This is a genomic window from Streptomyces sp. NBC_01166 (assembly GCF_045039765.1).
In the GTDB taxonomy this organism is placed as follows: domain Bacteria; phylum Actinomycetota; class Actinomycetes; order Streptomycetales; family Streptomycetaceae; genus Streptomyces.
In genome coordinates, this window is sequence record NZ_CP108613.1 from 2,354,930 (window position 1) to 2,374,528 (window position 19,599).

The 19,599-nt window shown below is 70.9% G+C and carries 21 protein-coding genes; 7 read left to right on the forward strand and 14 right to left on the reverse strand.

Going from position 1 to position 19,599, the window contains the following annotated elements:
- Positions 1 to 11 precede the first annotated feature (11 nt).
- Positions 12 to 644 carry a sulfite oxidase-like oxidoreductase gene (locus tag OG379_RS10845; RefSeq protein WP_405661580.1) on the reverse strand — a complete coding sequence of 211 codons (633 nt, stop codon included), beginning with the start codon at positions 642 to 644 and terminating at the stop codon, positions 12 to 14.
- A gap of 155 nt (positions 645 to 799) precedes the next feature.
- Between OG379_RS10845 and bfr the strand changes: the two genes are divergently transcribed.
- Positions 800 to 1,279, forward strand: coding sequence for a bacterioferritin (gene bfr, locus OG379_RS10850; RefSeq protein ID WP_356707303.1), 480 nt, complete (start codon positions 800 to 802; stop codon positions 1,277 to 1,279).
- A 42-nt stretch (positions 1,280 to 1,321) separates the two neighbouring features.
- Here bfr and OG379_RS10855 read toward each other — a convergent pair whose 3' ends face one another.
- Entirely contained in the window at positions 1,322 to 1,591 is a 270-nt protein-coding gene (locus OG379_RS10855; protein ID WP_405661582.1) for a bacterioferritin-associated ferredoxin, read from the reverse strand.
- A gap of 159 nt (positions 1,592 to 1,750) precedes the next feature.
- Positions 1,751 to 3,097, reverse strand: coding sequence for a class II 3-deoxy-7-phosphoheptulonate synthase (locus tag OG379_RS10860; RefSeq protein ID WP_405661584.1), 1,347 nt, complete (start codon positions 3,095 to 3,097; stop codon positions 1,751 to 1,753).
- Positions 3,098 to 3,201: 104 nt separating this feature from the next.
- Between OG379_RS10860 and OG379_RS10865 the strand changes: the two genes are divergently transcribed.
- From OG379_RS10865 to OG379_RS10875, 3 genes are all read left to right on the forward strand, one after another.
- Positions 3,202 to 3,258: a trp operon leader peptide gene (locus OG379_RS10865; protein ID WP_124277238.1), complete on the forward strand. Its 57-nt coding sequence runs from the start codon at positions 3,202 to 3,204 to the stop codon at positions 3,256 to 3,258.
- Between the two features lie 95 nt (positions 3,259 to 3,353).
- Complete coding sequence (locus OG379_RS10870; RefSeq protein WP_405661586.1) at positions 3,354 to 5,264, forward strand: anthranilate synthase family protein; 1,911 nt, start codon at positions 3,354 to 3,356, stop codon at positions 5,262 to 5,264.
- Between the two features lie 75 nt (positions 5,265 to 5,339).
- Positions 5,340 to 5,873: a hypothetical protein gene (locus OG379_RS10875; protein ID WP_405661588.1), complete on the forward strand. Its 534-nt coding sequence runs from the start codon at positions 5,340 to 5,342 to the stop codon at positions 5,871 to 5,873.
- On the opposite strand, the gene OG379_RS10880 is transcribed toward OG379_RS10875, so the two are convergent.
- From OG379_RS10880 to OG379_RS10900, 5 genes are all read right to left on the reverse strand, one after another.
- Positions 5,870 to 6,874: a 2-hydroxyacid dehydrogenase gene (locus tag OG379_RS10880; RefSeq protein WP_405661590.1), complete on the reverse strand. Its 1,005-nt coding sequence runs from the start codon at positions 6,872 to 6,874 to the stop codon at positions 5,870 to 5,872. The two genes, OG379_RS10875 and OG379_RS10880, sit on opposite strands and share 4 nt — an antisense overlap.
- A 98-nt stretch (positions 6,875 to 6,972) precedes the next feature.
- Entirely contained in the window at positions 6,973 to 8,010 is a 1,038-nt protein-coding gene (locus OG379_RS10885) for a 6-phosphofructokinase (RefSeq protein ID WP_405661593.1), read from the reverse strand.
- Between the two features lie 112 nt (positions 8,011 to 8,122).
- Entirely contained in the window at positions 8,123 to 8,815 is a 693-nt protein-coding gene (locus OG379_RS10890; RefSeq protein WP_393755733.1) for a response regulator, read from the reverse strand.
- Positions 8,812 to 10,029 carry a MacS family sensor histidine kinase gene (gene macS, locus OG379_RS10895; protein WP_405661595.1) on the reverse strand — a complete coding sequence of 406 codons (1,218 nt, stop codon included), beginning with the start codon at positions 10,027 to 10,029 and terminating at the stop codon, positions 8,812 to 8,814. The genes OG379_RS10890 and macS overlap by 4 nt, the downstream gene beginning before the upstream one ends.
- A 69-nt stretch (positions 10,030 to 10,098) precedes the next feature.
- A complete protein-coding gene (locus OG379_RS10900) occupies positions 10,099 to 10,821 on the reverse strand; it encodes a lysophospholipid acyltransferase family protein (protein WP_393755737.1) in 723 nt (240 codons plus the stop codon).
- A gap of 216 nt (positions 10,822 to 11,037) precedes the next feature.
- Between OG379_RS10900 and OG379_RS10905 the strand changes: the two genes are divergently transcribed.
- Complete coding sequence (locus tag OG379_RS10905; RefSeq protein ID WP_393755739.1) at positions 11,038 to 11,817, forward strand: alpha/beta hydrolase; 780 nt, start codon at positions 11,038 to 11,040, stop codon at positions 11,815 to 11,817.
- Complete coding sequence (locus OG379_RS10910) at positions 11,810 to 12,478, forward strand: hypothetical protein (RefSeq protein ID WP_405661598.1); 669 nt, start codon at positions 11,810 to 11,812, stop codon at positions 12,476 to 12,478. Before OG379_RS10905 ends, OG379_RS10910 begins: the two co-directional genes overlap by 8 nt.
- Before the next feature lie 17 nt (positions 12,479 to 12,495).
- Here the strand turns inward: OG379_RS10910 and OG379_RS10915 are convergent, their stop codons facing one another.
- From OG379_RS10915 to OG379_RS10940, 6 genes are all read right to left on the reverse strand, one after another.
- Positions 12,496 to 13,257 (reverse strand): endonuclease/exonuclease/phosphatase family protein, encoded by a 762-nt coding sequence (locus OG379_RS10915; RefSeq protein WP_393755743.1) that lies wholly within the window; start codon positions 13,255 to 13,257, stop codon positions 12,496 to 12,498.
- Between the two features lie 73 nt (positions 13,258 to 13,330).
- Complete coding sequence (locus tag OG379_RS10920) at positions 13,331 to 14,272, reverse strand: ROK family glucokinase (RefSeq protein WP_099176282.1); 942 nt, start codon at positions 14,270 to 14,272, stop codon at positions 13,331 to 13,333.
- Between the two features lie 75 nt (positions 14,273 to 14,347).
- Positions 14,348 to 14,839, reverse strand: a complete 492-nt coding sequence (locus tag OG379_RS10925) for a DUF5304 domain-containing protein (RefSeq protein WP_405661600.1) — start codon at positions 14,837 to 14,839, stop codon at positions 14,348 to 14,350.
- Positions 14,840 to 14,919: 80 nt separating this feature from the next.
- The gene (locus tag OG379_RS10930) at positions 14,920 to 16,083 is read right to left on the reverse strand and encodes an ArsA-related P-loop ATPase (protein ID WP_405661603.1); all 1,164 of its coding nucleotides are present in this window, start codon (positions 16,081 to 16,083) and stop codon (positions 14,920 to 14,922) included.
- A 4-nt stretch (positions 16,084 to 16,087) separates the two neighbouring features.
- Positions 16,088 to 16,537, reverse strand: a complete 450-nt coding sequence (locus tag OG379_RS10935) for an SRPBCC family protein (RefSeq protein WP_073747652.1) — start codon at positions 16,535 to 16,537, stop codon at positions 16,088 to 16,090.
- Positions 16,538 to 16,657: 120 nt separating this feature from the next.
- Positions 16,658 to 17,467 (reverse strand): metallophosphoesterase, encoded by an 810-nt coding sequence (locus OG379_RS10940; RefSeq protein WP_405661606.1) that lies wholly within the window; start codon positions 17,465 to 17,467, stop codon positions 16,658 to 16,660.
- A 280-nt stretch (positions 17,468 to 17,747) separates the two neighbouring features.
- Between OG379_RS10940 and OG379_RS10945 the strand changes: the two genes are divergently transcribed.
- Positions 17,748 to 19,544: an AMP-dependent synthetase/ligase gene (locus tag OG379_RS10945; RefSeq protein WP_405661608.1), complete on the forward strand. Its 1,797-nt coding sequence runs from the start codon at positions 17,748 to 17,750 to the stop codon at positions 19,542 to 19,544.
- The last annotated feature ends 55 nt before the right edge of the window (positions 19,545 to 19,599 follow it).

Genomic DNA, 19,599 nt, shown 5'->3' on the forward strand with positions numbered 1-19,599 from the left:
CGGTGGACCGCTCAGAGCTCGGGGCCGTCCCCGGGCTCCTCCTGGTAGGAGTAGCGCTGCTCGCTCCACGGATCGCCGATGTTGTGGTAGCCGCGCTCCTCCCAGAAACCACGGCGGTCGGCCGACATGTATTCGATGCCCCGGACCCATTTGGGCCCCTTCCAGGCATACAGATGCGGCACGACGAGGCGCAGCGGGAAGCCGTGTTCGGCGGTGAGAAGATCGCCGTCCTTGTGGGTGGCGAACAGCGTCCGGCCGGACATGAAGTCGGCGATCCGGAGGTTCGAGCTGAATCCGTATTCGGCCCAGACCATCACATGGGTGACGTGGGGCGCCGGGGGTGCCAGTTCCACCACCTCGCGGGCCAGGATTCCGCCCCATTCGGCGCCGAGCATGCTGAATTTCGTCACGCAGTGGAGGTCCGCGACGACGGAGGAGAAGGGAAGTGCCGTGAATTCCTGGTGATTCCAGCAGTGCTTGTCACCGTCGGCCGTGGCCCCGAAGACCCTGAACTCCCAGCGGTCCGGTTTGAACTTGGGCACGGGCCCGTAATGGGTGACCGGCCAGCCGCGCTGCAGCCGTTGCCCCGGTGGAAGCCCGGACTGCTCTGCTGTGCCGCGTTCCCGGCTTTCCGGCTGACCCATGCCTCCATGGTGACAGACAGGCAGGGGTGGTCATGACCAGGGGAGAATTGATTCGGGCAACTCATACTAAGCGTGCACTTACTGGACGGCCGCATGGTGCGATGCGAGGATGCGCGCAAACGTGCCCAGTTCACCGGTTGGAAGGAGCCTCTGCGATGCAGGGCGACCCCGAGGTCCTCGAGTTCCTGAACGAACAGCTGACCGCCGAATTGACTGCCATCAATCAGTACTTCCTGCACGCGAAGATGCAGGACAACTTCGGCTGGACGAAGCTCGCCAAGTACACGCGGGCCGAATCGTTCGACGAGATGAAGCACGCGGAGATCCTCACCGACCGGATCCTGTTCCTGGACGGCCTGCCCAACTACCAGCGGCTCTTCCATGTCCGGGTCGGCCAGACGGTCACCGAGATGTTCCAGGCCGACCGTCAGGTCGAGGTGGAGGCGATCGACCGCCTCAGGCGGGGCATCGAGGTGATGCGCGGCAAGGGCGACATCACCTCGGCGAACATCTTCGAGTCCATCCTCGAGGACGAGGAGCACCACATCGATTATCTCGACACCCAGCTGGAGCTGGTCGAGAAGCTCGGTGAACCGCTCTACATCGCCCAGCTGATCGAGCAGCCGGACAGCTGATCCACGGCTCCGAAAAGGTCCCGCGCGGTCCGCGAGGAATTCTCAGGCGGCGTCGGAAAGGCTGACGCCGGGCGTGGTGCCGAGAGCGACGGGCGCACCGGCCGGGGCGCCCGTCGGCGCCGTACGTCCCTCGACGAGCTCACGGCGCGGGCAGTCGCCACGGCCGAGCAGCGCCTGGATCCTGCGGACGCAGCCGCCGCAGTCGGTGCCGGCCTTGCAGGCGGAAGCGATCTGGCGAGGCGTGCACGCACCGCCGTCCGCATGCTGTTTGACCTGGTCCTCCGTGATGCCGAAGCAGGAGCAGACGTACATGCGGTTCACCTCCCGACGGGTCGATCGCTGCGCCGTCCCGAATTCTCGGTGAGGCTAACCTAACCTTACCCGCGAGCTCCCGCACACAAAAGCCCCGGTACGCCTGTGGGGCACGGATCACATCGATCCGTGCCCCACGTGCGTCAACAGGGGTGATCCCTACTGGTCGCGGTACATCTCGGCGACCAGGAAGGCCAGGTCGAGGGACTGGCTGCGGTTGAGGCGCGGGTCGCAGGCCGTCTCGTAGCGCTGGTGCAGATCGTCCACGAAGATCTCGTGGCCGCCGCCGACGCACTCGGTGACGTCGTCGCCCGTGAGCTCGACGTGGATGCCGCCGGGGTGGGTCCCGAGCTCCTTGTGCACTTCGAAGAAGCCCTTGACCTCGTCGAGGACGTCGTCGAAACGGCGCGTCTTGTGGCCGGACGCGGCCTCGAAGGTGTTGCCGTGCATCGGGTCGGTCACCCACACCACCTTGGCGCCGGACGCGGTGACCTTCTCGACCAGCTCGGGGAGCTTGTCGCGGACCTTGTCGGCACCCATGCGGACGATGAAGGTCAGCCGGCCGGGCTCGCGCTCGGGGTCGAGGCGGTCGATGTAGCCGAGCGCCTCGTCGACGGTGGTCGTCGGGCCGAGCTTGATCCCGATGGGGTTGCGGATCTTCGAGGCGAACTCGATGTGCGCGCCGTCCATCTGGCGGGTGCGCTCACCGACCCAGACCATGTGGCCCGAGGTGTCGTACAGCTGGCCGGTGCGCGAGTCGGTGCGGGTCAGCGACGACTCGTAGTCCAGCAGCAGCGCCTCGTGCGAGGCGTAGAACTCGACCGCCTTGAACTCGGCCGGGTCCGTGCCGCACGCCTTCATGAAGTTCAGCGCGTTGTCGATCTCGCGGGCCAGGGCCTCGTAACGCTGCCCGGACGGCGAGGACTTCACGAAGTCCTGGTTCCAGGCGTGCACCTGGCGCAGGTCGGCGTAACCACCGGTGGTGAAGGCGCGCACCAGGTTCAGCGTGGAAGCGGACGCGTGGTACATCTGCTTCAGCCGCTCGGGGTCCGGGATGCGGGCCGCCTCGGTGAACTCGAAGCCGTTGACGGAGTCGCCGCGGTAGGTCGGCAGGGTCACGCCGTCGCGGGTCTCGGTCGGCTTGGAGCGCGGCTTGGAGTACTGCCCGGCGATCCGGCCGATCTTGACGACCGGCACGGAGGCCGCGTACGTCAGGACGGCGCTCATCTGGAGCAGCGTCTTCAGCTTGGCCCGGATGTGCTCGGCGGACACGGCGTCGAAGGCCTCGGCGCAGTCGCCACCCTGCAGCAGGAACGCCTCGCCCTCGGCGACGGCTCCCAGACGGGCGCGCAGCTGGTCGCACTCGCCTGCGAAGACGAGCGGAGGATACGACTCGAGGTCCGCGAGTACGTCGCGCAGAGCCTCGGCATCGGGGTACTCGGGCTGCTGCGCCGCGGGAAGGTCTCGCCAGGTGTGGCCACCGGCGACGGAGGTATTGGCGTTCACGGTCACCTTGACAACATTACGGGGTCGGCGGGCGCGCCCCGTCCGCCCGCTCAACAAATGAGACGCGCGCTCGTTTGTCCACCGCGTCCGCTAAGGTACGTGGCATGTTCGCGCAGACAACCCAGAACTGGTGGTGGACCGCTCATCCGGCGGCCCGCTGATTCATCGCGCGTACAGACTTCGCGAAGGCCGCCCGAGGGGCGGCCTTCTCTGCGTTTCGGAGCCGGGAGCCGTTCCTCATCAGGAAGGAACGCCCATGCCCGAGCCCGTGTCCCGGCCCACGCCCGGCCGTGCCGTCGACCTGCTGTCCATGCTGCTCCGTGACGACTCCCCGCCCTTCGCCCTGCTGCGCAGGCGCACGCCCGGCAGGGACCACGACGTCGTCGAGGTCCTGACCGGTGAGGTGCGGGAGGTGGAACGGCTCGCCGACATCCCGGTGGGTGAGCTGCCCTCGCTGGCCCTGGTGCCCTTCCGGCAGATCGCCGAGCGCGGTTTCGACGTACGCGACGACGGCACCCCGCTCTCCGTGCTGGTCGCCGAGAAGGCGTACGAACTGCCGCTGGCCGAGGTGCTCGCGCACCTGCCCGGCCATGACGTGCGGGTCGAGGGCGGCGCCTTCGACGTCCCGGACGAGGAGTACGCCGAGACCGTCCGGCGGGTCATCGAGGACGAGATCGGGCAGGGCGAGGGCGCGAACTTCGTGATCCGGCGGACCTTCGGCGGCGAGATCCCCGGTTTCGGCCGGGCCGACGCGCTGGCGCTGTTCCGGCGGCTGCTGTCGGGCGAGCGCGGGGCGTACTGGACGTTCGTCGTCCGCACGGAGGACCGGACGCTGGTCGGCGCCAGCCCGGAGGTCCATGTGCGGATGTCCGGCGGGACCGTCGTGATGAACCCGATCAGCGGGACCTACCGCTACCCGGCCGAGGGGCCGACCGCGGAGAGCCTGCTGGCCTTCCTCGGCGACCGGAAGGAGACCGAGGAGCTCTCCATGGTGGTCGACGAGGAGCTCAAGATGATGTGCACCGTCGGCGACATGGGCGGCGTGGTGGTCGGGCCGCGGCTCAAGGAGATGGCCCATCTCGCGCACACGGAGTACGAGCTGCGCGGGCGTTCCTCACTGGACGTGCGCGAGGTCCTGAAGGAGACCATGTTCGCGGCCACCGTCACCGGCTCCCCCGTGCAGAACGCCTGCCGGGTGATCGAGCGGTACGAGCCGGGGGGCCGCGGCTACTACGCGGGCGCCCTCGCGCTGGTGAGCCGGGAGCCGGGCGGGGCGCAGACGCTGGACTCGCCGATCCTGATCCGCACCGCCGACATCTCGGCGTCCGGCCGGCTGCGGGTGCCGGTCGGGGCCACGCTCGTACGCCATTCCGACCCTGCGGGGGAGGTCGCCGAGACCCATGCGAAGGCTGCCGGTGTGCTCGCGGCGCTGGGCGTCCGGCCGGGGCGGCCCGAGACGGAGGCGGACCGTCCGCGGCTGGCGTCCGATCCCCGGGTGCAGGCCGCCCTGGACGACCGGCGCGGCGGACTGGCCCCCTTCTGGCTGCGGATGCAGGAGCGCACACAGGACCTGTCCGGTCATGCGCTGGTGGTGGACGGCGAGGACACCTTCACCGCGATGCTCGCCCATCTGCTGCGCTCCTCGGGTCTCACCGTCTCGGTGCGCCGGTACGACGAGCCCGGCCTCCGCGAGGCCGTACGGGCGCACGAGGGGCCGGTGGTACTGGGGCCCGGGCCCGGCGACCCGGGGGACGCGGCCGACCCGAAGATGCGGCTGCTGCGCGGGCTGGCCGCCGAACTGGTGCGGGAGCACCGCCACGGGCTGCTCGGCGTCTGCCTCGGGCATGAGCTGATCGCGGCGGAGCTGGGTCTGGAGATTGCGCGGAAGGCGGTGCCGTACCAGGGGGCGCAGACCCGGATCGACCTGTTCGGCAGGCCCGAGACGGTCGGCTTCTACAACAGCTTCACCGCGCTGTGCGACGAGGCGGCGGCCACGGAGCTGAGCGCCCACGGCATCGAGGCGAGCCGGGACGCGGCCTCCGGTGAGCTGCACGCGCTGCGGGGCCGGGGCTTCGCCTCGGTGCAGTTCCACCCCGAGTCGGTGCTGACGCTGCGCGGCGCCGAGATCGTGACGGGGCTGCTGGCGGCGCTGCCCGTGCCCAGCTGAAGGGTCCGGACTCCGGCACACTCCGGCCGACAACTTCAGTTGCCATCATCGCCTACGGTAACTAAAGTTGTCGGCATGGCGGCGAACGAGGTCTCTCACACGGAACTGACCGCACTCGAGCAATCCCTCTGCGACGCCCTGGCTCCGCTCGCAACGGCCCTGCGGGCCCGCGCCTCCGGGCTCCCCGAGGACCGCATGTGGGCGGAGGACCCCGTCGAGGTGTCTCTGTCGGTCCTCGCCGGCTGGAAGGTGGTGGACTCGGCGGTCGCGCGGCTGACCGCACGCGCCGCACGGACCGCCGGCTCCTACGGCGCGAGTTACGAACAGCTGGGCGCGGCCTGGGGCATAACGCGGCAGGGTGCCCGCAAGAAGTGGCCCGACGCGGTCGGCCGGCCGGCGGCAGCGGCGGAGCGGGGCACCGTCGAGCTGTTCGGGGGCACGGCCGAGCTGTTCCTGGAGTCCTCGTCGGGCAGTTGGCGGTGGACTGGGCGGGGTGCGGACGGCACGGACGGCGCGGCCGACGGGGACTCCCCCTGCGGCTCGATGGAGGAGGCGGCGGCGTACGCGGGCGCGTTCCTGAAGGAGCACGCGAAGGGGCACGCGGGCTAACGCGCGGGGAGCGCCGGGACCAGGACGTTGTCGCTGCGGCGGCCCGCCAGGTAGTCGGTGACGTTCTGCACCGTGGCGTCGATGATCTGCCCCACCGCGTCGCGCGTGTAATACGCCTGGTGCGAGGTCACGATGACGTTCGGGAAGGTGACGAGCCGGGCGAGGGTGTCGTCGTCGATGCCCTCCATGGACTTGTCGACGTAGAAGAGCCCTGCCTCCGCCTCGTAGACATCGAGCCCCACACCGGTGAAACGGCCGGTCCGCAGCTCGGTGACGAGAGCGCGGGAGTCGATCAGGCCGCCCCGGCTGGAGTTGACCAGGATCGCGTCGTCCTTCATCAAGGACAGGGCTTCCTCTCCGATGATGTGCTGCGTGGCCGGCAGCAGGGGCACATGGAGGCTGATCAGGTCGGACTCGGCGAAGAGGCGCTCCTTGTCCACGTACGTCATGCCGAGCGCGGTGCAGGCCGGATTCTCGGCGATGTCCCAGCCGAGCAGCTCCATGCCGAAGCCATGGGCGATCCGGGTGAACGCCTCACCGATCTTCCCCGTGCCGACCACACCTGCCGTACGGCCGTGCATGTCCCGGCCGAGGAGCCCGTCGAGCCGGAAGTCGAAGTCCCGGGTGCGGCTCACCGCGCGGACGATGCGGCGGTTGACGGCCATGGCCAGGGTCCAGGCGAATTCGGCGACCGAGTGGGGCGAGTAGTACGAGACGCGGGCGACGCGCAGGGCGAGCCGTTCTGCGACGTCGAGGTCGATGTTGTTGAAGCCGGTGGAGCGCTGGGCGATCATCTGCGTGCCGCCCGCCGCGAGTGACTGCAGGACGCGGCTGCCGAGGTCGGCGTTGACGCTGGTGGAGATGATCTCGTAGCCGGCCGCGATCGGGGCGGTGTCCTCGGTGAGGAAGACGTCCAGGCAGCGGACCTCGTGCAGGCCGGCGAAGGCCTTCTCGATCAGCGGCTTCTCGTCGGACTGCACGCCGAATGCCAGGATTTCCACGACGTCTCCCGGAAGAGGGGGCGGGGCCGGTCCTCGCGAATATACGACCCGCGCCCCCCGGGCGCCGCTCGGCCGGAGGGGGCCGGCGGGGGGGGGGATCAACCGAAGAAGACCCCCGCCTCCGCGTACAGGGCGGGGTCGACCGTCTTCAGGCGGGCCGTCGCCTCCGCGATCGGCACCCGCACGATGTCCGTCCCCCGGAGGGCGACCATCACCCCGGTGGCACCCTCGTGGACCGCGTCGATGGCGTGCAGCCCGAAGCGGGTCGCGAGCCAGCGGTCGAAGGCACTCGGCGTGCCGCCGCGCTGGACATGGCCGAGGACCGTGGTCCTGGCCTCCTTGCCGGTGCGCCGCTCGATCTCCTTGGCCAGCCATTCGCCCACACCCGAGAGCCGGACATGTCCGAAGGAGTCGTGGGAATCGTCCTTGAGGATCATCTCCCCCAGCGCGGGCGCCGCCCCCTCGGCCACCACCACGATCGGCGCGTAGCTCGCCCGGAAGCGGGAGGTGACCCACTCGCAGACCTGATCGATGTCGAAGCGCTGCTCCGGGATGAGGATGACGTTGGCCCCGCCGGCCAGACCGGAGTGGAGCGCGATCCAGCCCGCGTGGCGCCCCATCACCTCGACGACGAGTACCCGCATATGGGATTCGGCCGTGGTGTGGAGCCGGTCGATGGCCTCGGTGGCGATGGAGACGGCGGTGTCGAAACCGAAGGTGTAGTCGGTTCCGGAGAGGTCGTTGTCGATGGTCTTGGGAACGCCCACGCACGGGACGCCGTAGTCGTCGGACAGCTTCGCCGCGACACCGAGGGTGTCCTCCCCGCCGATCGTGATCAGGGAGTCGATCTCGTACTCGGCGAGGCTGTCCTTGATGCGGCGGACCCCCTGGCCGGCGTACTCGGCGTCGAACGGATTGGTCCGGGAGGAGCCGAGGATGGTGCCTCCGCGCGGCAGGATGCCCCGCACCACCGGTATGGAGAGCGGCACGGTCACGCCCTCCAGCGGCCCGCGCCAGCCGTCGCGGAACCCGGTGAAGTCGTAGCCGTACTCCTGCACGCCCTTGCGGACGATCGCGCGGATGACCGCGTTGAGCCCGGGGCAGTCGCCGCCCCCGGTCAGTACTCCGACCCGCATGAAAGCATCCCTTCGCCGAAGTGAGCTCGCCACGGGCCACGCTAATGGTGACCCAGGTCACTCCGGGATGGGTCGGACGGTCAATTCCGTTGCCGTACGCGCCGGTTGTCCGTCAGACGTCGTCGAGGCCGGCCTCGATGGCGTAGCGGACGAGCTCCACCCGGTTGTGCAGCTGGAGCTTGCCCAGGGTGTTCTGGACGTGGTTCTGCACCGTGCGGTGGGAGATGACCAGGCGCTCGGCGATCTGCTTGTACGAGAGCCCCTTGGCGACCAGTCGCAGGACCTCGGTCTCACGGTCGGTGAGCTGCGGGACCTTCGGCTGGTCGGGGGCCGCGGGGGCCGGGTCGGAGGCGAGCCGGCGGTACTCGCCGAGGACCAGTCCGGCGAGGCCCGGTGTGAAGACCGGGTCACCGGCCGCGGTCGCGCGTACGGCGTCGGTCAGCTCCTGGGTGCTCGCCGACTTCAGGAGATAGCCGGTGGCACCCGACTTCACGGCCTCCAGGACGTCGGCGTGCTCGCCGCTGGCGGAGAGCACCAGGACGCGCAGCCCCGGGTGCGATCCGACCAGCTCCTTGCAGACCTGGACGCCGGGCATCCCCGGCAGGTTCAGGTCGAGCACCAGGACGTCGGGCACCGCGGCCCCGGCCCGGCGCACGGCACCCGGGCCGTCGCCGGCGGTCGCGACCACGTCGAAGCCGGACTCGGCCAGATCGCGGGCGACGGCGTCGCGCCACATCGGGTGGTCGTCGACGACCATCACCCTGATGGCCCGTTCCTCGGATGCCTGTGTCTGCGGTGTACTCATCGGGCCGTTCCTGCCTTCCCCCGTGAAACCTTCGGGACCTTCAATTCGACCTCGGTGCCCTGGCCCGGGACCGAGATCAGTTCCGCTGTGCCGCCCAGATCGCGCAGCCGCCCGCGGATCGAGAGGGCGACACCGAGCCGGCCCTCCCCCTCCGCCTGGTCGAGTCTGCCCTCCGGGATGCCCGGGCCGTCGTCCCGGACCGTGACGATCACCTCGTCCGGCTCGTCCTCCACCAGGATCCACGCCTGGGCGTCCGGCCCCGCGTGGACCCGGACGTTGTCCAGCGCGGCGCTCACCGCGGCGGCCAGCTCACGCGCCGCGTCGGCCGCCAGCACCACCGGGGCGCCGGGCTCCGCGAAGGTGACCCGGGATCCGGCGTGCCGGGCGAGCAGCGCGCGCAGGTCGGCCTCGGCGATCTCCTCCTCGGGGGTCTCCACCGCGCGGACCACCGCGCCCTCGGCGCTGTCCTCGGAGACCCGGGTCGTCGGCACCAGGCCGCTGGAGACCAGGGTCCGCAGGGCGACCTCCTGCTCCCCGGCCATCCGGCCGAGCTCCGCGGCCTCGCCGCCCAGGGCCGTGCCACGCCGCTGGACCATGGCCAGCACCTGAAGGACGCTGTCGTGGATGTCGCGGGCGAGCCGCTCCCGCTCCCGGGTGGCGGCCTCGATCTCCAGGGCCCGCGCCAGGGTGCGCTCACTGGCCCGGGCCACCTCGACGACGTAGCCGATGGCGATGGAGGCGACCCAGACCAGCAGCACGTTGTGGAAGGTGTCCTCGCTGGGCTCGCCGCGCTCGACGATGTTGGCGGCGGCGACGAGGGTGGAGGCGAAGGCCGCCCAGCGCCAGCCGCCCTTGAGCGCGAAGGCGAGGACCGAGCCCGCGGTCCAGATCGACGGGAGCGTCGGGCCGTCCATGTGCTGGGCGTCGAAGTCGGCCAGCGGGGTCAGAAGGATGCCGGTCAGGGCGACCGTGAGGTCCAGGCCGAGGAAGCGCTTCGTGCAGCTCGCCGCGTTGGCCACCCCGGGAAGGGTGACGAGCGTCCAGAGCGCGAGGAACGCCAGGAAGGCGACGGCGACCCAGGGGCGCTCCCACTTGTCACGGCCGAAGCCGGCGAGCAGCGCCGCGTAGATCAGCGTCAGCACGCGGTACGCGGTCAGCGCGCGCCACAGCGGCTGCTCGACCGACATCCGTACGACTCGTTCACGCCCGGTCATGTCCCCTGCGTCCCCTCCCCCGGTTCCCGCCCCTGCCATGCTGCCCGTTCCGGGCGGCCGACGGCGCTCCTACGCGCCGCCGGGCCTCTGCGGCCCCTTGTTCTTCGCGTCCTCGGCGATCTGCCGTTTGGCCGCGGTCGCGTAGATGTCCACGTACTCCTGGCCGGAGAGCTTCATGATCTCGTACATGACCTCGTCGGTCACCGAGCGCAGGATGAACCGGTCACCCTCCATGCCCTGGTAGCGGCTGAAGTCCAGCGGCTTGCCGATCCTGATCCCGGGCCGCATCAGCCTGGGCATCACCTGGCCGGGGGGCTGGATCTTCTCCGTGTCGATCATCGCGACGGGGATGACGGGCGCACCGGTGGCGAGGGTCACCCGGGCGAGGCCGCCGGGCTTGCCCCGGTAGAGCCGGCCGTCGGGCGACCGGGTGCCCTCCGGGTAGATACCGAAGAGCCCCCCGCTCTCGATGACCTGGATGCCGGCCCTGATGGCCGCTTCGCCCGCGCCGCGGCCGCCGGAGCGGTCCACCGGGAGCTGCCCGACACCCTTGAAGAAGGCGGCGGTGAGCTTCCCCTTCACCCCGGGGGCGGTGAAGTACTCCGCCTTGGCGATGAAGGTCACCTTGCGGTCGAGGACCGCCGGCAGGAAGAAGGAGTCGGAGAAGGACAGATGGTTGCTCGCGAGGATCGCCGGCCCGTGTACGGGGATGTTCTCCAGGCCCTCCACCCACGGCCTGAAGGCGAGCTTCAGGGAGCCGCCGATGGAGAACTTCATTGCGCCGTAGATCAACTCGGGTGCCTCCTGTGTGCCGTCGATGAGACCTTAACCTGTGGGGCCGCGGCCTCCCCCCGCCCGCTCGGGACGGTGTCCTTCGCGGACGCCCCCGCAGGTGACGGCTGCTCGGGCGGTGACGGCCCTGGTCGGTGTCGGTCCGGTCGCGTACGGTGAAGTAATCCTTTTGCACACCCCCCGCACCCCGCCCCGCTTCATGAACAGGAGACCCCGGTGCCGGTCCTCCCTGGAGCCGAGCCGTTCCGCCATGAGGGCGGAGAGGTCGGCGTCCTCCTCTGTCACGGATTCACGGGTTCGCCGCAGTCCCTGCGCCCCTGGGCCGGCTACCTGGCGGAGCGCGGACTGACCGTGTCGCTCCCTCTGCTGCCCGGCCACGGCACCCGCTGGGAGGACATGGCCGTCACGGGCTGGCAGGACTGGTACGCGGAGGTGGACCGTGAGCTGCGCGCGCTGCGGGCGCAGTGCGCGCAGGTCTTCGTCTTCGGCCTCTCCATGGGCGGCGCCCTCGCGCTGCGCCTCGCCGCGAAGCACGGTGACGAGATCGCGGGCCTGGTGCTGGTGAATCCGGCGAACAAGGTGCACGGCCTCTCGGCGTACGCCCTGCCGGTGGCCCGCCATGTGGTGCGGACGACGAAGGGGCTGACCAGCGACATCGCGCTGGAGGGTGCCGAGGAGATCGGCTACGACCGGGTGCCGCTGCACGCCGCTCACTCCGTGCGGGCGTTCTTCCGGCTGGTCGACGCCGATCTGCCGCAGGTCACCCAGCCGATCGTGCTGCTGCACAGTCCGCAGGACCATGTCGTGCCGCCCGCCGACTCGGCGCGGATCCTCAGCCGGGTCTCCTCCAGGGACGTCGAGGAGATCCTCCTGGAACAGAGCTACCACGTGGCGACGTTGGACCACGATGCGGAGCGGATCTTCGACGAGAGCTACCGGTTCATCGACCGCCTCGCAACCGACGCTGGCAAGAAGGGGAGCACGTCCGGTGGCTGAGCACGACGCGGAGCGCGCGGGCAGTGACGAGGAGCGCGAACCGCGCCCCACGGAAGGAACGGCTGTCCCCGAGGGCACGGAGGGGGCCCGGCTCGACGAGGCAGCGGCCTGGGAGGCGATCGTCGCGGGGTACGGCGAGGAGCCGCCGGATCCGCCGGGCGCCAAGCCGTTCAAGTCGATCGAGGATCTGGCCCTGCTGGAGGACGACCAGGTCAACGTCCTGGACCCCTCTCCGGAGCCCGGCGCGGGTGACGACGCCGACAAGGGAGTGGGCGGGAAGACGTCCGGCGGGCCGCCGGAGAAGAAGCCGCTCGGCGGTTCGGTGGTCTTCGCGCCCGGGGTCGCGGGCCCGCGCGACTACGGCCTGGAGGAGCCCAAGGACGGCGACGTCGACGATCCGGACGACAGCGAGGAGGGACACTTCGTCCCGCCGGAGCCGCCGCCGCTCCCCGAGGCCGATGTGACGGCCAAGTTCGCCTGGCTCGCGGTCGTCGGCGGCCCGGTGCTGATGCTGGTCGCGGTGCTGATGCAGTGGGAGATGACGTGGTGGCTCACCACTCTCTCCATCGGCGGCTTCCTGGGCGGGTTCGCCACCCTGGTGGCGCGCATGCCCCACGACGACGAAGAGGACGACGACCCGGGGCGCGGCGCGGTCGTCTGACCCGCCCCGGGGCCGGCTCAGCTCCCCGCGGGCACCCTGAGGGCGGCCAGCACGGGCAGATGGTCCGTGGCCGCCCGCAGGTCCGCGCCGGTGACGCCGGGCAGGTCCTCGGGGACACCGCAGCCGAGCACCTCGATGCCGCCGGTCGCGAAGACCGCGTCGATCCGCTTGCGCGGCGCGTCGGGCGGGAAGGTGAGCTCGCCGCCCCAGGGCCGCACGGTCCGGCAGTCCTGCAGCCGCCCCGCCAGCCGCCGGAAGGCGCTCCCGTCCGGTACGTCGTTGAGGTCGCCGGCCACGACGGCGTGCGGGACGCCCATCGCGTCGATCCGCTCCAGCAGCAGTCCCGCCTGGGCCTGCCGTTCCTCCCGCTGCAGGCTGAGGTGGCAGCTGACGACACCGATCCGCGCCCCGGCGAACCGTACGACCGCCGTGGCCAGGCCACGCCGGTGCAGCCCCGGTGTGAGCGGCAGCAGGATGTCCTCGGTGCGTTCCACGGTGGCCCGCAGGGAGCAGAGCAGCAGCGGTCCCGCCGCCGTGGCCCCGCCGCTGAGGACCACCAGGTCGGTCATGGCCGCGAGCCGGGCCGCCGCCTTGCGCCAGCGGAAGAAGCGGGGGGCCTCCTGGACGCACACCAGATCGGGCTCGCATGCCCGGATGACACGGGCCAGCGCCTCGGTGTCGTCACGCAGCGAGCGCACGTTGTAGCTGAGCACTCTGATGACGGCCGAACCGTCCGGCTCGGTACGGGAGTCGGGCAGGGGCATCGGCTTCGTGACCATGGGAGGCACGATACGACGGACGCCCGTCGCTCCCCATGGGGCGCGACGGGCGTCGGACGTGCTGCGGGTGAGGTCAGCCCTGGCGTGCCAGGTCCGCCGCGCCCACCAGGCCCGCCTTGCCGCCCAGTTGGGCCGCGAGGACCTGCGCGTGCGGGCGCCATTCGCCGCCGATCAGCCAGCGCCGGAACGACTTGCGGATCGGGTCGAGGACCAGCTCGCCCTCGTCCGAGACGCCGCCGCCGACGATGAAGGCCGAGGGGTCGAAGAGCGAGGCGAGGTCGGCCAGTCCGGCTCCGGCCCAGCGGGCCAGCTCACGGAAGGAGTCGACGGCCACCGGGCAGCCCTGCCGGGCGGCCTCGCTGATGTGCTTGCCCTCGATGCCCTCCACGGTACCGTCGCCGAGCCCCAGGAGGATCGGTGCGTTCTCCGGGGTGGCGTTGGCGCGCTGCTTCGCGTACCGCACGAGAGCGCGCCCGGAGGCGTACTGCTCCCAGCAGCCCTGGCTGCCGCAGCCGCAGAGCAGGCCGTCCGGGACGACCCGGATGTGACCGAATTCCGCCGCCACACCGAAGCGTCCCCGGCGCAGCTTGTTGCCGATGATGATGCCGCCGCCCAGGCCGGTGCCGAGCGTGATGCAGATGACGTCGTCGTGGCCCTGGCCGGCACCGAAGCGGTATTCGCCCCAGGCCGCCGCGTTGGCGTCGTTCTCGACGACGACGGGCAGGCCGACGCGCTGCTCGACCTTGTCCTTGAGCGGCTCGTGGCGCCAGTTGATGTTCGGGGCGAACAGCACGGTGGCACGCTTGTCGTCGACGTATCCGGCCGCGCCGATGCCTACCGCCTCGACGTCGTGCCCTTCGCTCGCCCCGGACACGGCGGCGCTGATCGCGTCCACGATGCCTTCGGCGGTCGGCGGGGTGGATACCTTGAACGTCGAGAGGATCCGGCCCTCTTCGTCGACCACTCCAGCCGCGATCTTCGTGCCGCCGATATCGACGCCGATGGTGAGTCCCATGAATCCCTCAGTTTCGGTCGAGCCCCGCTACGGCCAACCGTACCCGAGCCGGGGACGGGCATTTCCTGCCCTCGGTCAGTCCAGGTCGATGTGTTCGCTGCCGCCGGTGCCCTCGTCGCGCGGGTCCGAGGGGTCTTCGGCCGCCTTCCTGGCGGTGCCGGGGGTGGATCCGGTGCCGCCCGACGTGCCTCCGGCGCCCTCTGTACCCCGGGTCCAGCGGCCCTCCTGGCCCTCGACGGCGGAGCGGTAGGCGGCGAGGAGCTCGTTCCCCGCGGCGGCGAGATGGTCGAAGAGGTCGGGATTCCGCTCGATGACGGGCTCGACCGCGGACTTGGCCTGCCGGATCACCTGCTGGACGGTGCCCTGGGCGGCCATGCCGAGCAGCGGCGACTGCAGCGAGGAGACCTTGTCGGCCACCGCGTCGATCAGTTTGCGCAGCTCCTCGGCGGCGGACCCCGGCTGCTGCCCGTACTGGGCCCGGCGGCGGGCCTTCTCCGCTTCGAGGTCCTCGGCGCAGGCCTCCGCCCACGCGTCGTCGTCGACGGGACGATCGGTGGCTTCACTCATGGCGGACTCCTGCGACGCGGTTGCCTGCGTGACCGTGCGGGCCACGTACTACCGACGTTACCCGAACGGTGGTACGCCGTTCATTGTGTCCGGGGCCAGAGCGCGGGGTCAGGTGTGAACCGGACACGCAGGACGCCGTCGGTGAGCGCGGCCCCGGAGACGGTGCAGCGGCGCAGCGCGGACTCCAGGCGGACGATCCGGTGGAACGGTCCGGCGGTGAGGAAGAGTTCGTCGCCGCGCCGGACGAGCTTGAGGTCCTCCTTGACCGCCCCGGGCAGCGGGAGGCACCACGCGATGACGCCGTCCCCGGCGTCCTCGGTCCACCAGGGGTCCCCGGCGTGTCCCGGCGCCCGGTCGTCCGTCGCGCAGGTCTCGGCGAGCAGGGCCAGGTCATCGGCGGTGCGCGGCTCGCGGCCGAGGTGGGCGGCCTCGCGTACGGACGTGCCGGGTGTCCACTCCTGGTGCCAGAGGTCCAGGCACTTCTCCTGCCGGGCGGCCAGCTCGGCGAACCAGGGGTCGGCGGAGTGCCGGGGCAGGACCCGGGAGGCCACGACGGAGTCGACGCGCAGACCGTGCAGGGCGAGTCCGGTACGGGCGGAGCGCAGCGCCTCGCCGGCGGCCTGACCCGGTTCGGCGACCAGGCGCACGGTGGTCGCGTTGTCCTCGACGAGGGCCTCGACGGCGGCCAGTTCGGCGTCCTTGCGGGCTGCGGCCTCGTACAGCCACTGCGCGGGCATGGGGACGCCGGCGAGCTGGGCGAGCACCGGGCGCAGGGCGCGGGCCGCCTGGCGTTCGGCGGGCAGGAGGCGGCGCAGATAGCGGCGCAGCTGTCCGGGCAGGGCGAGCAGGGCGAGGGCGTCGGGGAGCGGCGGCAGGTCGACGACGAGGACCTCGTGGCCGGCCTCCGGCCCGTCGCCCTCGGCCGCCCGGCGCAGGGCGTGCAGGACGGCGAGCTGTGCGCTGCCCGGCAGGTCGGTGAGTTCCTCGCCGTCGAGCCGGTTGGCGCCGAGCAGGTCGAGCAACCCGGAAGCCCGGTCCTGGAGCTCCAGGAGCTCGTCGCGGAAGTGCGCGGCGGAGTCGATGCGCGCGCAGGACAGGCGCTCGGTGTCCGCGGGGAGTGCGGGCACGGCGTCCGCGGAGATCAGGAGGGTGCGGCGGCCGGCGCGCGCCGAGGCGAGCGCGGTCGCCGCGGCGACGGTGGTACGGCCTGCGCCGCCGGGGCCGGTGACGAGGACCGTACGCACGCGATCAGGCCTTCGGGACGGACTCGACGCGCTTCTTCAGTCCGGCGAGGGCCCTGTCGATGATGACCTTCTCGGCCTTGCGCTTGATCATGCCGAGGAGCGGGATCTTGACGTCGACGGCGAGCCGGTAGGTGACCTCGGTGCGGTCGCCGTCGCCCAGCGGCGCCAGTGCGTAACTGCCGTCGAGGGCACGCAGCATCTGGGACTTGACCAGGGTCCAGCCGACCTCGTACGGGCTGTTCCAGGTGTAGGCGAGGACGTGGTCGTCCTTGATCGCTCCGGCGTCCAGGACGAGGCGGACCTGCTCGGCGCGCCCCTGGTCGTCGGTGGCCAGGATCTCGGCCTCCTTCACCTCGCCGGTCCACTCCGGGTAGCGGGCGAAGTCGGCGATCACTCCCATGACGTCGGCCGGTGCCGCCTCGATCGTGATGCTCGAGCTGGTGTGTTCAGCCATCGCCGTGGCCCTCCAGTGCGGTGTACCGGTCGCGTTCGGCAGAGGCCTGCCGTGTGCAGGCTATCGCGTGCCGGTGGCCCTCCCGCCCGCGCCCCGGCCCGCGGGCGGTGGCCGTGTCGCTCACCACTCCAGGGCCCAGGGGCGCCCGCTCGAGGCGAAATGGCCGACGTTGACGCACTCGGTGACGCCGATCCGCATCCTGCGGACCAGCGGCTGGTGGACGTGGCCGAAAATCGCGTAGCGGGGGCGGGTCCGGTGGATGGCGTCCAGGAGTGCGCGGCTGCCCCGCTCGAAGCGCCGGGCCACGGTGTCGTACGTCAGCTCCGGCACGTCCGGCGGGATGTGTGAGCAGAGGACGTCCACCGGACCGAGCGCCTCGACCTTGGCGGCGTACTCCTCGTCACTGATCTCGTACGGGGTGTTCATGGGGGTCTTGAGGCCTCCCCCTACGAACCCGAAGACGCGGCCTCCGATCTCTGCACGTTCGCCGTCCAGCACGGTGATACCGGAATGGGCGTACTCGGGCCAGAGCGAGGGGACGTCGACGTTGCCGTACGTGGCGTAGGTCGGGGTGGGCATGACCGCGAACATCTCGGCGTACTGCTTGCGCACCGCGGACAGGATCGCCGCGTTACGGTCCCTGCCCGCCCACAGCTCGCGGCCGAAGGCGCGTGCCTCGTCGAAACGGCGCGCGGTGCGCAGCTCGACGATGCGGTCGGCGTTGGCGACGCCGAACAGGTCGGGGAAGATGCCGCGCGAATGGTCCGCGTAGTCGAGGAAGAGGACCAGGTCGCCCAGACAGACGAGGGCGTCCGCACCGTCCCCGGCGCGCGCCAGCGCCTCCGCGTTCCCGTGCACGTCGCTGACGACGTGCACGCGTGTCCGTCGAGTGGGGGTTGTGTGCTGATTGTGCGGTGTGCCGGCTCCCATGGAGATCACCCTAGGTCTCCGCCCGCTGCTCTGGGTAGAGGCCGTCGGACCTGCGATTACTTCCGGATCGGGACACGGGTGGACTAATGTGCGCCGAAGGAGCACCGATATGTGTGATGCATAAGACATCTGGCCGGAACCCCCTTTCCGGAACCGAGTACCGGTGGGTAACGTCCCGCCAGTCCAGTCGTGCTCACCCCACTGAGCATCTGCCAGTCTTGGACCGATCCGGTACGTCGCACAGAGCCGTGGAACCGGAGCCCGATGAGGAGCAGCAGTCTTGCGCGAGTTCAGCCTTCCGGCCCTGTACGAGGTCCCTACGGACGGCAACCTGACGGATCTCATCCGCCGCAACGCCGCTCAGCATCCCGATGTCGCGGTGATGAGCCGGAAGGTGGCCGGCGTCTGGACGGACGTCACGGCGACCCGGTTCCTCGCTGAGGTCAGAGACGCCGCCAAGGGCCTGATCGCGGCGGGCATCCAGCCCGGCGACCGGGTCGCGCTCATGTCCCGCACCCGCTTCGAGTGGGTCCTGCTGGACTTCGCCATCTGGAGCGCGGGCGCCGTCACCGTGCCGGTGTACGAGACCAGCTCCGCCGAGCAGGTCCAGTGGATACTCGGTGACTCGGGCGCGGTCGCGGTCGTCGTGGAGAGCGGGACCCACGCGGAGTCCGTCACCTCGGTGCGGGACCGGCTCCCCGGTCTGCACCACGTCTGGGAGATCGACCGGGGCGCCGTCGGCGAGCTCGTCGCGGCGGGTGTCGAAGTCTCCGACGAGACGCTGGACCTGCGCATGGTGAGCGCGAAGGCCGACGACCCGGCGACGATCGTCTACACCTCGGGCACCACCGGCCGCCCCAAGGGCTGTGTGCTGACGCACCGCAGCTTCTTCGCGGAGTGCGGCAACATCGTGGAGCGGCTCAAGCCCCTCTTCCGCACCGGCGAGTGCTCCGTCCTGCTCTTCCTTCCCACGGCGCACGTCTTCGGCCGGCTGGTCGAGGTCGCGTCGGTGATGGCCCCGATCAAGCTCGGCTGCGTGCCGGACATCAAGAACCTGACGGACGAGCTGGCCTCGTTCCGGCCGACGCTGATCCTCGGTGTGCCGCGGGTGTTCGAGAAGGTCTACAACTCGGCGCGGGCCAAGGCCCAGGCCGACGGCAAGGGCAAGATCTTCGACCGGGCCGCCGACACCGCGATCGCGTACAGCCGTGCGCTGGGCACGCCCGAGGGCCCCTCGGTGGGCCTGAAGGTCAAGCACAAGGTCTTCGACAAGCTGGTGTTCAGCAAGCTGCGGGCCGTGCTCGGCGGCCGTGGCGAGTACGCGATCTCCGGCGGCGCCCCGCTGGGCGAGCGCCTCGGCCACTTCTTCCGCGGCATCGGCTTCACGGTGCTGGAGGGCTACGGCCTCACCGAGAGCTGCGCGGCCACCGCCTTCAATCCGTGGGACCGGCAGAAGATCGGTACGGTCGGCCAGCCGCTGCCGGGCTCGGTCGTGCGGATCGCGGACGACGGCGAGGTGCTGCTGCACGGCGAGCACCTGTTCACCGGGTACTGGCAGAACGAGGCCGCGACGGCCGAGGCACTGGCCGACGGCTGGTTCCACACGGGCGACATCGGCACGCTCGACGCGGACGGCTATCTCGCGATCACGGGCCGCAAGAAGGAGATCATCGTCACGGCGGGCGGCAAGAACGTCGCGCCCGCGGTGATCGAGGACCGGATCCGCGCGCACGCCCTGGTGGCCGAGTGCATGGTGGTCGGCGACGGACGCCCGTTCGTCGGCGCGCTGCTCACCCTCGACGAGGAGTTCCTCTCCCGCTGGGCAGAGGAGAACGGCAAGCCGGCCGGGTCGACGGCGGTCTCGCTGCGCGACGACCCCGATCTCCTGGCCGAGGTGCAGCGGGCCGTGGACGACGGCAACGCGGCGGTCTCCAAGGCGGAGTCGGTACGCAAGTTCCGCGTCCTGGCGGCTCAGTTCACCGAGGAGGCGGGCCACATCACGCCCTCGCTGAAGCTGAAGCGCAACGTCGTGGCGAAGGACTTCGCGGACGAGGTCGAGTCGCTCTACCGGGGCTGAACCCGGACGCACGCACGAGGAGGGGCCCGCACGGCGAACCGTGCGGGCCCCTCCT